The organism is Lacrimispora xylanolytica (assembly GCF_026723765.1).
Lineage (GTDB): Bacteria > Bacillota > Clostridia > Lachnospirales > Lachnospiraceae > Lacrimispora > Lacrimispora xylanolytica.
Map to the genome: position 1 here is coordinate 4,148,231 of NZ_CP113524.1, position 13,942 is coordinate 4,162,172.

Annotated in this window: 15 protein-coding genes; 4 read left to right on the top strand and 11 right to left on the bottom strand. The window is 40.6% G+C overall.

Annotation, left to right across the window (positions count from 1 at the left end):
- Window positions 1-8 precede the first annotated feature (8 nt).
- Genes OW255_RS19110 through OW255_RS19140 form a run of 7 tightly spaced genes read right to left on the bottom strand, consistent with a single transcriptional unit; the run spans window position 9 to window position 6,384 of the window.
- Window positions 9-1,505 carry a VanW family protein gene (locus OW255_RS19110; protein ID WP_268115008.1) on the bottom strand — a complete coding sequence of 499 codons (1,497 nt, stop codon included), beginning with the start codon at window positions 1,503-1,505 and terminating at the stop codon, window positions 9-11.
- Between the two features lie 53 nt (window positions 1,506-1,558).
- On the bottom strand, window positions 1,559-1,669 hold the full coding sequence (locus OW255_RS21010) for a synaptobrevin-B (RefSeq protein ID WP_081752386.1): 111 nt from the start codon (window positions 1,667-1,669) through the stop codon (window positions 1,559-1,561).
- Between the two features lie 16 nt (window positions 1,670-1,685).
- Entirely contained in the window at window positions 1,686-2,393 is a 708-nt protein-coding gene (locus OW255_RS19120) for a 3'-5' exonuclease (protein WP_268115009.1), read from the bottom strand.
- Between the two features lie 17 nt (window positions 2,394-2,410).
- A complete protein-coding gene (gene nth / locus OW255_RS19125; protein ID WP_268115010.1) occupies window positions 2,411-3,073 on the bottom strand; it encodes an endonuclease III in 663 nt (220 codons plus the stop codon).
- On the bottom strand, window positions 3,043-4,812 hold the full coding sequence (locus tag OW255_RS19130; protein ID WP_268115011.1) for a B12-binding domain-containing radical SAM protein: 1,770 nt from the start codon (window positions 4,810-4,812) through the stop codon (window positions 3,043-3,045). Before OW255_RS19130 ends, nth begins: the two co-directional genes overlap by 31 nt.
- A gap of 1 nt (window position 4,813) precedes the next feature.
- The gene (locus tag OW255_RS19135; RefSeq protein WP_024838193.1) at window positions 4,814-5,308 is read right to left on the bottom strand and encodes a deoxycytidylate deaminase; all 495 of its coding nucleotides are present in this window, start codon (window positions 5,306-5,308) and stop codon (window positions 4,814-4,816) included.
- Complete coding sequence (locus OW255_RS19140; protein WP_268115013.1) at window positions 5,305-6,384, bottom strand: L-threonylcarbamoyladenylate synthase; 1,080 nt, start codon at window positions 6,382-6,384, stop codon at window positions 5,305-5,307. Before OW255_RS19140 ends, OW255_RS19135 begins: the two co-directional genes overlap by 4 nt.
- A gap of 169 nt (window positions 6,385-6,553) precedes the next feature.
- On the opposite strand from OW255_RS19140, the gene asnA reads away from it, so the two are divergent.
- From asnA to OW255_RS19160, 4 genes are all read left to right on the top strand, one after another.
- On the top strand, window positions 6,554-7,561 hold the full coding sequence (gene asnA / locus OW255_RS19145) for an aspartate--ammonia ligase (protein ID WP_268115014.1): 1,008 nt from the start codon (window positions 6,554-6,556) through the stop codon (window positions 7,559-7,561).
- Window positions 7,562-7,581: 20 nt separating this feature from the next.
- Complete coding sequence (locus tag OW255_RS19150; RefSeq protein ID WP_268115015.1) at window positions 7,582-8,289, top strand: LytR/AlgR family response regulator transcription factor; 708 nt, start codon at window positions 7,582-7,584, stop codon at window positions 8,287-8,289.
- Between the two features lie 47 nt (window positions 8,290-8,336).
- On the top strand, window positions 8,337-9,554 hold the full coding sequence (locus tag OW255_RS19155; protein ID WP_268115016.1) for a sensor histidine kinase: 1,218 nt from the start codon (window positions 8,337-8,339) through the stop codon (window positions 9,552-9,554).
- Between the two features lie 116 nt (window positions 9,555-9,670).
- On the top strand, window positions 9,671-10,414 hold the full coding sequence (locus tag OW255_RS19160) for a hypothetical protein (protein ID WP_268115017.1): 744 nt from the start codon (window positions 9,671-9,673) through the stop codon (window positions 10,412-10,414).
- Between the two features lie 279 nt (window positions 10,415-10,693).
- On the opposite strand, the gene OW255_RS19165 is transcribed toward OW255_RS19160, so the two are convergent.
- From OW255_RS19165 to OW255_RS19180, 4 genes are all read right to left on the bottom strand, one after another.
- On the bottom strand, window positions 10,694-11,707 hold the full coding sequence (locus OW255_RS19165; protein WP_268115018.1) for a hypothetical protein: 1,014 nt from the start codon (window positions 11,705-11,707) through the stop codon (window positions 10,694-10,696).
- 230 nt (window positions 11,708-11,937) lie between these two features.
- The gene (locus OW255_RS19170) at window positions 11,938-12,363 is read right to left on the bottom strand and encodes a hypothetical protein (RefSeq protein ID WP_268115032.1); all 426 of its coding nucleotides are present in this window, start codon (window positions 12,361-12,363) and stop codon (window positions 11,938-11,940) included.
- A 70-nt stretch (window positions 12,364-12,433) separates the two neighbouring features.
- A complete protein-coding gene (locus OW255_RS19175) occupies window positions 12,434-12,841 on the bottom strand; it encodes a hypothetical protein (RefSeq protein WP_268115033.1) in 408 nt (135 codons plus the stop codon).
- Between the two features lie 49 nt (window positions 12,842-12,890).
- Window positions 12,891-13,325, bottom strand: a complete 435-nt coding sequence (locus tag OW255_RS19180) for a hypothetical protein (protein WP_268115034.1) — start codon at window positions 13,323-13,325, stop codon at window positions 12,891-12,893.
- Window positions 13,326-13,942 lie beyond the last annotated feature (617 nt).

Sequence of the window (13,942 nt, forward strand, 5' to 3'; positions counted from 1 at the left end):
CCAATTGCCTACATTCCCGGTCCCTGAGGAACCACATCATCTCCAGGAAATACTTCTGGCTGAGCTGGAGCCTGAGTCTCTGCCGGCTGGGTTGCTGGCTGAGTCGCCGGTTCCACTGCTGGCTGATTTTCCTGTGGCTGAGGTTGTACCGGAGTTACCGATGCCGGAGCTGCCGGCCCTACCTTTATAATCGCCTTGGAAGGATTATAAGTGTCGGTATGGAGAATCTCACGGCTCTGTTCCACGCCATCTATATAAACAACTTTCCACAGTCTTGATTTAATTCCTGTATGAGCAGACTGTACCTGTTTTCTGCTACCGGGAGGCATGGCCGGATCCACCACTTCTTTTGGAGCACCTGGATCTGTTACGCTCAGCGTCTCGGATACGAAATCAAAGGTACGGTTCGCCGGTCTTGTCTCTTTGCCATAAATGGTAAAGGTAATGGTCTTCCCAGAGGTATATCCCTCTATATAAATAGGAGTGCTGTAATTGTTTGTGAACTTTAAATCTTTATAAGTTCCTGCAATAGCAGCATCCTGGGAAGGCTTTACATAGCTGACTACCATGGAATGGTTCTGTCTCTGGGCGACTGCAAGCTCTGCCCTTAATACAGCATTATAAAGAGTTGTGGAAATCTGGCAGACACCGCCTCCTACACTATCCACCACCTGGCCGTTTTCATAAGCGGCTGCTGTGGCATAACCGTTGGATACGGTAAATGGATGCATGCATTCATATCCGGATAAGGTTTCTCCTGGCATCAGGATGCGTCCGTTGATTTTTGAAGAACCTACCTGAAGATTTTTTGATCTGGAGGCGCCACTGGATGAAAAACTGGTGGAAAAGGTTCCAAGTGTATCATTAATGGTAGACAAATCCTCTGTGGTAATGGCTGGCTTTACTTCTGCAACGACTGCGGTAGCTGAAACCGGCTTAGAAAGTCCATTTGCCAATGCAGCATTTAAAGCATCTTTTGTTGCCTGAATGTCAACATTCTTACCAGTTACCGATGGAGTGACTGTAAATGCACCGTTTGCGCGGGTAATGGAAGCGTTCTGTGGTGCCACGATTGTAGCCGCACACTTTTCATTGATGAAGGCTTCCAGTCTTCCATCGTCAAGAGCTGTTTCCAACGGAATGATCACATGATTTTTCTCAATATCTTTTTTATTCAGATAACGTTTGATTAAATTACCGCCCTGCCAGGCAGAAGCTGCCTGATTCACTGCTTCTGGGTTGCTCCAGTGAAATCCCAGCTCTTTTGCTGTTGTTTCCATGGGCTGCCCGTCAACCGTTAAGGTAATTTTTTGATTTTCCATCTCAGCTACCTGATCTTGAATCTTTTTGTTGGCTTCTTCTTCCGTCATACCTCCTAAATTATACTCTCCGACATAGATACCATCCGGAAGTGTATCAGCCATGACATATACCGGAGAGAGAAATCCAATTCCTGCAGCCAGCAGAACTGCTGCCAGGCTAATGGATAAAGTCTTCTTTTTCATATTCATTCCTCATGCTCTACTGTGTCTGTATGATGTGGTGATGCCCCCAATGCCTAGAATCTAAGCATAATAGGAAGTATCATGGAAACGATTAATAATACTACAACTCCCATTAAAACGACTGACATAATCTTTCTGTTGTTTTTATTGTTAAAATTCATCATATTGCTATCACCTCTCTTATATTCTTCCATACTGTGCTATGATTTTATCCGTGATTCTTGATATTTCATTTCTGGATAAATGATCCGTTTGCACAGATAAAACTATTTTATGATATTTTAATAAATCCTGCAAGTGTTCTTTTTGCCTTTTTGAGGCTGGCTGTTCCCTTTTTACCTTGTAAATCAAAGCCTGCGGTTCAAATGCTTCCGGCTCCTGACTTCCATATTGCTTTTTTAATTCCTGGTATAAGTCATGAGCAGCCATGCTGTCTGATAAGGCACGGTGACTTTTTTCCTGTTTGATACCAAAATATACGCAGGCATCCTTTAAATTCTTTTTTTCGTCTGGGGGCATAAATCGTCTTGCCAGCTTCAAAGTATCAATTCCCTGACGTTCAAATTCTTTTCCTTCATTAACTGCCGCCCGTTTTAAAAAACTAAAATCAAAAATAACGTGATGCCCTAAAATAGGAAGATGGTCTGCAAACTCTAAAAATTCTCCGATAACGGTTTGAATTCCCGGTGCCAATTCAATCTCTCCATCCGTAATTCCAGTCAGGGCTATGACCCGTTCTTCCAGCTTTCTGTAGGGATTTACAAAGGTTTCATAGCGGGCTGTTACCTTGCCGTCAACTACCCGCACCGCACCGATTTCAATGATCTTATCCGCCTTGGGATCAAGACCTGTTGTTTCTAAATCTACCGCAATATAAGATGAAACCATGGATTCCTTCCCCTCTCCTAGGATGGCTGAATCTGGGCACTTGGGCATAATTTCCTTAAAAAGCATTCCACACATTTGGGGCTTCTGGCTACGCAGATGGACCTGCCCAGTGTTATAATCTGTATGTTCCAGAGTATCCAGTGTTCCTTTGGAAGCACCTTCATCAGTTCATACTCTATTTTTTCCGGATCGTCTGATTTTGCAAATCCCAGCTTTTTTGAAATTCGTTTTACATGGGTATCCACCACAATACTTGGCTGGTTGTAGATATTACCAAGGATTACATTGGCTGTTTTTCTTCCTACTCCTGCAAGGGAGAGAAGCTCCTCCATGGTATCAGGGACATTACCTCCAAACCGGCTCATTAAGTCCTGACAGCAGGAAATGATATTCTTGGCCTTCATGTGGTAAAAGCCAAGGGAGTGGATATCCTTTTCAAGCTCCCTTAAATCTGCCTCAGCAAAATCCTTAGGTGATTTGTATTTCTGAAACAGATCCACTGTAACCATATTTACTCTGGCATCCGTACACTGAGCACTTAAAATAACGGCTATCAGAAGCTGCCAGGGAGTCTCATGATTCAAATAACAGATATACTCCGTTCCATATTCCTGATCAAGGGCTTTAAGAACCTTTTCTACCCTTTCTTTTAACTCTGCTTTTGTTTCTCGTTTTGCCATTCCTTCCTCCAAATGTCAACTTCATATACCGCTGCGTTATGGGTTAAGGGATCTCTTTTCTTATAATCAAAAAGTACCGCCCGTTTTCCTCCAAACACTTCTACATGGGCCATTTTAATTAACTGTCTGGCCTCATAGCCTTCATATCCTTCTTTTAAATACTGAAACGTTTTTGCTTCCTCTGCAAAAAAGGCTCTCACCTTTTCTTTAAACGGCTCCTGATCAGAGGCAAAGGATGGCCGGCTCTTTAGATTTTCTCTTAAGTATAAGTCATACACCAAAAGGTCCTGATAAAGAGGCAATCGTTTTGGTGCCAGTCCTTCAATAAACTGTGACAATATCTCATATCGGGCCATACGGCTGTGACTGATTCCTGTCAGCTCCTGTTTATCATAGTATTCAGCAAGAGCCTCAAACATATCAAAAGGAGATGGAAACTCCGTTAAAAGCTCCTTAATGGTGGTATTGAACTGTCCGCTGTTTCCGTACACCTCAAGCATCTCTTCTAAGTTCTTAAGCTTCAGCACCTCTCCGTAATCCAGCCATCTGGTAGAAAGCACCTCATAGGGAGCCTGTTCCTTATACTTTACCTCATACTCTTTTGCTTTCTGGGACATATAAGAGCCTTTTAACACCTTTAAAAATCCCAGCTGAAGCTGTTCTGGTTTCATCTCATAGACCTGATTAAAGGACCGTCGAAAACTCTCATAATTTTCATAAGGAAGTCCGGCAATCAAATCCAGATGCTGATGGATATTTCCAAAGCTGTTGATCTTTTCAACAGTCTCTTTTAAGCTTACCAGATCCATGGTCCGCTTAATTTCCCTTATGGTGTCCTGGTTGGTACTTTGTACACCGATTTCCAGCTGGATGAGTCCTGGCCTCATGCGGGAAATTAAGTCTAGCTCCTCCTCTGTCAGAAGGTCAGCGGAAATTTCAAAATGAAAGTTGGTCACTCCATTGTCATGCTCCAGCAGATGCTTCCATATCCCCATGGTATGGGCATGGTTACAGTTAAAGGTTCTGTCTACAAACTTTACCTGAGGAACCTTTCTCTGAAGGAAAAAATCAAGCTCCTTCTTGACCAGCTCCGTATCCCGGAATCGGACGGATTTATCAATGGAGGAAAGACAGTAGCTGCAGGAAAATGGACACCCCCTGCTGCTTTCGTAATAAATAATCCTGTTTTCAAAGCCGGAAATGTCTTTATAAAGGAAGGGGATTTTACTTAAGTCCACGGCTCTTTTTAGGGGTCGTTCCACTGGAGTTCCGTTTTTATCCCTTACGGCAGCGCCGTCTATGGTTGAAAAATCTCCGTTTTCCTTATCCAGATAACATTCCACCACCTTTTTAAAGGTTTCTTCTCCCTCGCCCATCATGATACCAAATACCCCAGGCTCTTTTAAAAGAATCTGGGCAGCATCGTAAGACACTTCAGGACCTCCCAGCCAGATCTCCACTTGAGGGAGAACCTTCGGAAGGTCCCGGACAAGTTCCAAAACGTAAGACATGTTCCAGATGTAGCAGGAAAACCCTACTGCATCCGGTTTTTTTAGATATATGTCTTTTAAAATATCATCAAGCTGGCTGTTGATGGTATATTCTCCAATCTCAATCTGGAAGCTTCCGTCTTTTAGCTCAGGTCGGTTTACATAAGTTTCCGCATAGGCCTTTAAGCTGTAAATTCCCGGATTGGAATGGATATATTTGGCATTCATTGCCGCCAGTAAAAATTTCATGTTAAACCTCTATCTCTATTTTTCTTCCGGTGGGCTGATACTGGTAATACCGGACTCCTGCTGCATTTAGCATACGCTTGGAGGCATTGACCTCAGGAGTATCTGCATACTTATCTGAACCATAGACAATGGTTTTAATGCCTGATTGAATGATTGCTTTTGCACATTCATTACAGGGGAATAAGGTCACATAGAGCTTGGAGCCTTCCAGACTTCCCCCTCTGTAGTTAAGGATAGCATTTAATTCACTATGGGTGGAGTAGAAATATTTGGCATTGTAGGGATCGTTATCGTCACTCTCTCTGTTCCATGGAAATTCATCGTCAGAGCAGCCCATGGGAAATCCGTTATAGCCCATGGATAAAATCTTGTTGTCCTCACTTACGATACAGGCTCCCACCTGTGTGCTTGGGTCCTTGGAGCGCTTCCCTGAAAGGAGGGCAACTCCCATAAAATATTCGTCCCAGGTAATATAATCTTCCCGCTTTCCGGTCATAATGTCTCCTCCTTTTGTATCTTAACAATGTGATAGCCTGCTGCTTTTGTCAGCCGGTTCATAATGGCCTGTCCCAGATGGTCCTTGGAAAAGCTTTCGGAGTAGATAAAATCTGCCTCCAGATCATCAAATTCTCTCAGCACCCCGTAAAGGTTATGGGCAATGGTATCTTCCTTGGCCCGGACTCCCATGCTTTTTATAATTCCGTTCCTGTAACTCTCCCTGCTTTCTTCCGTACAGATAATTCCCACTTGAAAGCCCTCTTTCAGCTTTTCTTTAGCCAACCGGTTGATAGTCTCAATGACATCCTTTGTATCACCCTCTACCAGGGTAAGGGATGCTTTTGGGGCGTAATGTCTGTATTTCATTCCAGGTGCCTTTGGCTTTACATCTTCCTTTAAGGGACCGGATACAATGGCCGGATCAAGGCAGACTACTTGTCCCAGTACTTTAGATGCCATCTCCTGCGTAATGGCTCCCGGCCTTAAGATCATGGGCTCCTCACCAGACACATCAATAATGGTGGATTCCACACCGATACCAACGGCACCTCCATCTATGATCATTTCTATTTTTCCGTTCATGTCCTGCCACACATGATCCGCTGTGGTAGGGCTTGGACGTCCTGAGGTATTGGCACTGGGTGCTGCAATGGGAACTCCGGATAGGCGAATGAGGGCACTGGCTATGGGGTCATTTGGCATTCTGACTGCTACGGTATCAAGACCTCCCGTAGTCCCGTAGGGAACCAGGTCGCTCTTTGGAAATATGAGAGTAAGGGGTCCCGGCCAGAAGGCTTCCATCAGCTTAACGCCTGCTTCCGGTATCTGTTTGACCAACGGCTTTAAATCCTCTTTATCCGCAATGTGGGCAATCAGCGGATTATCCGATGGTCTTCCTTTTGCTTCATAGATTTTCTTTGCTGCCTCTTCCTCTAAGGCATTGGCTCCCAGACCATAGACCGTCTCTGTGGGAAATGCAACCAGACCTCCGTCCTTTAAAATCTGGGCGGCACGCTTTAATTTCGCTTCTTCCGGGTGCTCTTTATCTTCTATATAAATTCGTTCTGTTTCCATATCGTATTACTCCTTTTCACTACCATTTATCATATCACAGGCCATGTAACCGTGCAACTTTTTTGCTGATATACAAAGGCTCCAGGGAGCATGGATGCAAAAAACAATAGTTGCAGGTTCCTTCTAAAAATGATACCATGAAAAAAACATTGAATTGGGAGGAAGAAATTTGAAACTCATCATACCAGAACATTATGACCCAAAGCTTTCTGTCCGCGAAACACAGGAAGCAATCAAATACATAAGAGATACCTTTCAAAAGGAGCTTGGAAAGGAAATGAACCTGGAACGTATCTCTGCCCCTCTGTTCGTAGACAAGGACAGCGGACTCAACGATAACTTAAACGGTGTAGAACGCCCCGTTCAGTTCGACCTTCTGGGAATTCCAGGACAGACTATGGAAGTAGTTCACTCTCTTGCCAAGTGGAAACGTATGGCCCTTCACGAATACGGCTTTCAGCCGGGAGAAGGTCTCTATACCAACATGAACGCCATCCGAAGAGATGAAGAATTTGACAATCTCCACTCCTGCTACGTGGACCAGTGGGACTGGGAAAAGGTAATTACCAGAGAAGAGCGTACCCTGGATACCTTAAAGGATACCGTTCGGAATATTTTTAAGATCATCAAGCATATGGAGCATGAGGTATGGTACAAATACCCTCAGGCAGTAAAGAAGCTTCCAGATGACATTACCTTTATTACCTCTCAGGAGCTGGAGGATAAGTATCCTGACAAGACACCAAAGGAACGGGAGAATCTCATTACAAAGGAGCTTGGCTGTGTCTTCCTTATGAAAATCGGAGACAAGTTAAAAGGGGGAGAACCTCATGACGGAAGAGCTCCTGACTATGATGACTGGCAGTTAAACGGCGATATTTTATTCTGGTTCGAGCACTTAAACTGTGCCCTTGAGATATCCAGCATGGGAATCCGAGTGGATGAGACCTCTCTGGCAGAGCAGTTAAAGAAGGCAGGCTGTGAGGATAGAAAAGAGCTTCTTTACCACAAAATGCTGTTAAACAGTGAACTTCCCTGCACCATCGGAGGTGGAATCGGGCAGTCACGCCTTTGTATGCTCCTTTTAGACCGCGCTCATATTGGTGAAGTGCAGGCAAGCATCTGGCCGGATGATATGCGGGATACCTGCAGAGAGCATAAAATATTTCTTCTGTAAGATAAAATAGGAAAAATGCCATGAATCTATTCCTTTGCGATGATCAACCCGAATTTACAAATAAATTTACCAAACAGCTGGAAGGGTACTTTTTACTTAAAAAAGTGCCCTTCCAGTTAACTGTGTTCTCAAACGGAGAAGACTTATTAAATACTGATATTACCCCGGATATTATTTTTCTGGATATTAAGATGGGTGGGATTTCCGGCATAGAGACAGCCAGAATACTAAGAAAAAAACTTATTCGCTCTAAAATAATATTTCTGACAGCCTATAAGGAATATGTATTTGAAGCCTTTGATGTGGACGCGTCTCATTACCTGATAAAGCCTGTAAATACAGATAAGCTGGAGGCAGTTCTTGATCATGTAATCGGACAGCTTCGCGCTTTACATGAGGAGTATCTCACGATTCAATCAGGTTCCTCCATTCAACGTTTTTCTTATTCTGAAATTCTTTATCTGGAAGTGAGGAACCGAAAGGTGACAATCCATACACGGAATACAAATCTTGAATTCTACCAGCAGCTGGAAACTCTGGAAAAAACTCTCCCAACTCAATTTTTCAGGTGCCACCGCAGCTTTATCGTAAACATGGACTCTGTCATGCGCCTTAGCAAAACGGATATTTTTCTTACAAATGGGGAATGCATTCCTATCAGCAAGCGGAAATACTATGATTTCTCCATCGCATTTATGAAGCAGATGCAAAAGGAGGGATTAACATAATTTATTCATTATTCTCTGTACTCATTGAATATCATTTTTTAAACAGGATGCTAAAAGCCAGATTCAGTCATGCTCTCACCCTTCTTGGAATCGCAGTAACTCAGGCGCTGGTAAGCTTTATCAACATAAACTTAGGATTATATAAGGTTTTTCCACAGGAAGTGTTCTTTCTTCTCACTACCACCGCTATGATACTGATTCTGTTTGAGAATCAAACGGGTAAGAAAATCATGATCGCAATCTTTATGGACGGTCTTGGATACACCTCCAACTTTATCTTTCTTCCGCTGATTCAATATACTGCAAAACGAGTGGCCGGTCATCTGTTATGGTATGACCTCCTCTATGGTCTCTGCGATGGATTGACCATTCTATTCTTCGCTTTGGTTCTGGAATGGGTGGCAAGAAAATACAGGAATCTGAAAGGAGAAATCTCCCTCGAAGGAAATATTTATCTCCTTTTACTGTCCTGCTTTATCAAATACTCTGTGATTTATTACGGAACCAGAAGTATGGCCTCTGATAACAGTCTTTGGACAAACCTTCTCATTACACTTGCCGCCATAGCCGGAGTGATCCTTCTGCTGTTCTCTCTCTATTACGTAGATCGCAGGCTGGTATTGGCTCTGGAAAAACAGCAAAACCTGTTTCTGGAGCGACAGATGACGGCCTGGAAAGAGGAAGAAAAGCAGTTGTCCTCATTTCGTCATGATTTTAAGAACCATATGCTTTGCATTAAAAATCTCATAAGCGACGGAAAAGAGACAGAAGCGCTGGAGTATCTTAATTCCATGACGCATACAGTCAATTCCTTATCTCCTCATATTTCCACAGGAAATGTTTACGCAGATGCCATAATCAGAGAAAAGCTGGTCCTGGCACAGGCAGAGGGAATTCAACTGGAAACCGATCTCATCTTTCCGCCCTCTGAGATGCTGTCTCCCATGGACTTATGCATCATATTAAGCAATGCTCTTGACAATGCCCTGGAAGCATGCTCAAGGCTGTCAGAAAAGGAAACAAAAGCCGTACAAGCTGTCTCCTATGTCCGTCATTCCTGTCTGATGATTGAAATTAAGAACCCTCTCCCCTCCCCCAAACTGGATAGAGCCGATATTTTTGTGTCAACAAAGGAAGATTCCAGACTTCACGGTATTGGTCTCACAAATATCCATCAGGCCGTAGAACGCTGCCACGGAACTCTGTCATTATCTGCCCAGGATAATATCTTTCATTTTTCCCTCATGATCCCTTTAACTCTTTAAAACCGGGGAGTTATGACCCGTTTACTTCTGTAAATGTACCGTTTACAACATGCCTCTTATATTGATGGACCTATATCCGACAAATTACATAGAAAATAAAGTCAGGAGGGTATGTTATGAATATCAGTACGCTCAGTTCGAACGCTGGTGGACTTAATATCCAGTCCATAAACCGTTCGGCTGCAACGAAGAACGAGGCCTTAAATGGGATTAAAGCAGAAAAGACAGGAACCGATGTGGCCACAATTTCTCCCGCAGGGAAAAAGCAAAGCATGATCGAACAGTTGATGAAACAAAAGGAATATTTGCAGGAACGAAAACAGTCCTTAATTGATTCTGCTGCAGAAAATGGATCAACCGACCTGGAACAGCAGCTGAAAGAATACGAACAGCAGATGAAGGACATTGATGAACAGATTACGAAGCTTCAAACGGAGGACAGGGAAAAGAAAGAATCTGATGATACCACTGGCATGATTTATGAAAAACCAAAAACAAAAGAAGAAGTCGAAACAGATCAGTTAAATGGCTTAACCGCTTTATCTAGTGGAACAGACCAGACAGAGGTACTCTCTTCCGTAAAAGGCAAGTTAGATGGACAGATAAATGTAATGACTGCTGAATTCCACTCCATAAACGGAAGCACGGAATCTAAATTAGAAAAAATCAGTGAGCTAAAGAGCCGTTCCCAAAAAATATCTTCAGATATCGCAGAAAAACTTGGAGATTCCTTAGACGCAATATCCAGCAGAAATGAAGATATCATAAAGCTGGAACCTGAAGCTGTTACAGCCGAAAAGGTTACATCATTAACCGCCGACTCCCTGGAACAGTCAGAATCAAATATTTCCCAAGCTTAATAAAATACCCTGATGGTCAGGTACAGCCTAAAAAGAGACACCTGTTTGGTGCCTCTTTGATAAATTAGATACACCAAACAGGTGTCTCAATATAATTTTTTAATTTTAAATCTATCTCTTTGCTTATAGCTGTGACTTTTACTATTATAAAACAAAAAAGTGTCTATATATTCTAGTGCTCTTTTTATAATATTAATTATTTGCACAACAACGTTTATCATAGCTACTTCATCTCCTTTGTAATTATACATATGTGCTAATACACTAATGTATTCGTGATTACGAAAAATAGCTTGCAACAATGTTACATACTACATCAAAAAAAAATGTAAAAGCTATATTTCCTACTATTTTTAACTTTTTGTGCTTAATTCTTTTTTCAACCTTTTTACAAATTTTACTGTCACCATTAGTAATATTAAAAGTATGACTATCGCCTTTCGAACGAAGAGTTGAAAAAACAATATTTGCTATGACCTCGAAAATTTTATATGTAACCATACATATAAGTATTCCAAATATAAAATTATTAAAAAGCTCTCCAAATTCACTGATAGATATCTCTCCAATAGATTTTACATCTAAATTTGACACTTGTTTATCAAGCCAATTGATTAAATGCCATGCAACAATAATTACTGAAATATAATTTATAGCATAAGCTATTAATCTGCTGTATTTTTTCAATGTATTATACATTTTATGTTGTTCTAAATCAGCAGTCTCTAAACCGTCTTGCCATAATTCAACAATTCTTAATAGCTCATCTCCCAAAATTGAATTTATAAAATCTACACGTGCCACAATAGCGCAAGTTTCTTGATCCATTTTATCAATTTCTTCCAATTTTCCTGAAATAACTAAATTAAGCATTTCTTCTGGTCTAATTCCATCAGCAAGTCTTACAGTCAAAGTATGCTTTTGAGGAAGCGGAAACTGTGGCAAATTTATATTGAATTCCCACACTATAAGAATACTGTTAATGGATTTTTCTATTTTAAAATCATATTGTTCAAAAGTTGCCCAGCTATCAAATTCAATTATTTCATTACCTTTAAGATTTACAATAACATTAATACGGAAACCATCATTATCATAATGTGCTTTAAATTTTTCAGTAATTTTATAATTCAGATTTTTTATATCCTGCATATTTATTACTACATTATTATCAAATAATTTAGATTTACAATCTGGTTTTGCATTCATTGCATAATACAAGGACTGATAACTTTTTACAAGGTATTCAGTGTCTGGTATCTGCATAATTTGTACATCTTTATTTTCACTCATATAACTTATCCCCTTTTCTTCCATCATACACCATATTTTACCAAAAGAAAACACCCAACCGTTAAAAAACGACAGGTATTTTACAAGAGGAGATTAGTATAAATTGAAATCGAGTTTTTATAAGTAATTCTTAATCACTGCTTTCTATTCGATTTGAAAAGCCATGAAGAAAACATAAGAACGTCGGCTTTAATCAGCCGCCAAGCTGTTACACCTGGCAGCTGCGCAAATTACTTCATTCCGTAGATTCTTAAAATAGCTACTTCATCACGTCCATTGTTTACGCCTGTAACCGTGTCAGCACCGATTGACACATTGTCGCATACAAATGTAGATTCATCAATAAAATGCCATATAATTCTCCAACGATAGCAATGGTTATCTTTGTAATAAACATTCATCAACTTATCATGCTTTGCGGTTAATGAATCACTAGTATAAAGGATAAATTCATGTTTTTCAACGTTACTGCCATCTATACGAGAACCATATACTACAACTAATGCCTTATAGTCTGTAAGTGGTTTCTGAAGCTTATAATCTTTACTTTCAGTATCGGCTGTTCCATCAAATAAAATATCTGCATCAGAAAAGCCAGAACTATCCTTTTTGCCACAGCAACCACAATTCACAACAATATTATTACTTCCACACATATTTTTTCCCTCCCGTTATTTTACTTCTTATAAATCAATCACCAAATAATGTTTCAGGCAACCGTATGGGTTATTTCTTTGTGTATTCCAGAACTACATAAGCTGTACTACCAGAATAAGTTCCATTAGTGTTAATAAAATTATAATATACGTTTTCAGAATCTGCATTATAGAACATATTTACTGCTGTAAATAAGCCGCTTGGTCGGTTATAGGAAGTCTGTAATATCATATGATCCGCAACTGTTTTACCAATTGCATTTCCGTACAAATTAATTAATTGATTAATTTTAAGATCGGATACATTTGCAAATGAAATACCGTTACCACTATCATTTGCAAGCTTTCCAGTAATTACCTTTCTGTAAATCGGCTTACCATCTACCCATGTACCAATCTCAATTTCGTCAAAGGAATAAACATCTTTAGAATTCCCATCACATTCTGCAAGCTGAATACAATATTTTTTGTCTAACATAATAAGTCCTCGCTTTCATAAATTTTAGTTAAATGCCAATATAAAAGCATTATTTCTTTGTGTATTCGATAATTACAAAGGCCTTATAGAATTCCGGTGGATAAGTAGCAGCACTGTCCATGGTTATCGAAACACCAACCACTCCAGTAGTTTTGTTATAGTTCACATATGCATTACTTCCATATTTTACAGAACTAAATGAAACCGGCATCTCAAGTTCCTGTTTCATAATAGCGTTATAAGCAGTAATTTCTCCTCTTAAATCAACTACAGTATCAATGTCTTCAATAATTCCCATTGTCCAAGAGCCAGTATATGATGTAAAATCGCTCTTTTTAATCACCTTCCGGTAAATGGGCTTTCCATCAATCCACTTGCCGCATACAGTCTCTTCTGTAAAATAAGCATTGTCTGCCGCAGTACCACCGTTGCCACCACAACCATCACCGCACCTTACCATCTGTAAACAAAATCTGTCTTCCATAAATAAATCCTCCTCTATTTGTTTTCCAGAACTACTACTACTGGATAACATTATTGTAAATCAGCCATAAGCCCATTAACAGGACACGAATAGGATGCGGTTTGCCCACTTTGGGCCAAATTTTATACGCAAAAACGCCCATCAAGACTTAATCAAGATAGGCGTTTCCAAATTTATGCAGTTTTGTATAATATACTATTATAACTCCTCTATATTGCCACGTCAACGGCAGCTTTATGACACGCTTGTCAATCCCCTTAATCCAGCACGATGGCATCTGCTCCAAACAGATAAACACTTAGAATGCTGGTAAGATCAGATATCCAACGCCATATAGTCCTTCCTACACAAGGCCAAGGCAACCTACGACAACGCCGGTCAAAAGTTTACCCCCCCCTCAGAGATCAGTTTCTCGGATTATATTGATTATTGTTATGATAAACACGTTTGTATTAATGGAACCATTAATACCAGAAATGGGTATAAGAATATCATTGAAAGGCACATCAAGCCTACACTCGGAAAATATTTCCTATAGTCATTGAGCAGTGATGTCCTCCAAGATTTTGTTAACTCTATGAAGAAAAAAGGACTTTCTAAAAATACAGTTAAATACA

Coding starts and splice junctions, on each gene's coding strand:
- OW255_RS19160 (WP_268115017.1), top strand. CDS start 9,671: ATGAATATCAGTACGCTCAGTTCGAACGCTGGTGGACTTAATATCCAG.
- OW255_RS19150 (WP_268115015.1), top strand. CDS start 7,582: ATGAATCTATTCCTTTGCGATGATCAACCCGAATTTACAAATAAATTT.
- OW255_RS19170 (WP_268115032.1), bottom strand. CDS start 12,363: ATGTGTGGAAGTAATAATATTGTTGTGAATTGTGGTTGCTGTGGCAAA.
- OW255_RS19130 (WP_268115011.1), bottom strand. CDS start 4,812: ATGAAATTTTTACTGGCGGCAATGAATGCCAAATATATCCATTCCAAT.
- OW255_RS19140 (WP_268115013.1), bottom strand. CDS start 6,384: ATGGAAACAGAACGAATTTATATAGAAGATAAAGAGCACCCGGAAGAA.
- OW255_RS19165 (WP_268115018.1), bottom strand. CDS start 11,707: ATGAGTGAAAATAAAGATGTACAAATTATGCAGATACCAGACACTGAA.
- OW255_RS19135 (WP_024838193.1), bottom strand. CDS start 5,308: ATGACCGGAAAGCGGGAAGATTATATTACCTGGGACGAATATTTTATG.
- OW255_RS19110 (WP_268115008.1), bottom strand. CDS start 1,505: ATGAAAAAGAAGACTTTATCCATTAGCCTGGCAGCAGTTCTGCTGGCT.
- OW255_RS21010 (WP_081752386.1), bottom strand. CDS start 1,669: ATGATGAATTTTAACAATAAAAACAACAGAAAGATTATGTCAGTCGTT.
- OW255_RS19180 (WP_268115034.1), bottom strand. CDS start 13,325: ATGGAAGACAGATTTTGTTTACAGATGGTAAGGTGCGGTGATGGTTGT.
- nth (WP_268115010.1), bottom strand. CDS start 3,073: ATGGCAAAACGAGAAACAAAAGCAGAGTTAAAAGAAAGGGTAGAAAAG.
- OW255_RS19120 (WP_268115009.1), bottom strand. CDS start 2,393: ATGGTTTCATCTTATATTGCGGTAGATTTAGAAACAACAGGTCTTGAT.
- OW255_RS19175 (WP_268115033.1), bottom strand. CDS start 12,841: ATGTTAGACAAAAAATATTGTATTCAGCTTGCAGAATGTGATGGGAAT.
- OW255_RS19155 (WP_268115016.1), top strand. CDS start 8,337: ATGCTAAAAGCCAGATTCAGTCATGCTCTCACCCTTCTTGGAATCGCA.